Consider the following 246-nt stretch of genomic DNA (forward strand, 5'->3'; position numbering starts at 1 on the left):
GGTGGAGAGCAGCACCAGGCCGATCGACACCGGCATGGAGCTGCTGTGCCGCCACGCCTCCGCCCTGGCCCGCCACGGTCTGGAGGAGTTCTGCGACGAACTGCTGGAGCGCATGGACCCCCGCGGCGACGACGTAGCCCTGCTGGCCCTGCGGCTGCCGCGGTACGGGGAGGGGGCTCCCGGCGACCACACCCCGCCGCCGTCGCGCGGCGAACCGGTGCGCAGCCCGGCGGACCCGTCCAGGTC

At 75.6% G+C, this 246-nt stretch carries 1 pseudogene; it reads left to right on the forward strand.

The window, feature by feature from the left end:
* Positions 1 to 246, forward strand: a pseudogene (locus tag ACSNOK_RS35640) (SpoIIE family protein phosphatase); the annotation flags it as partial.

Source organism: Streptomyces sp. URMC 126, assembly GCF_051386555.1.
Taxonomy (GTDB): domain Bacteria; phylum Actinomycetota; class Actinomycetes; order Streptomycetales; family Streptomycetaceae; genus Streptomyces.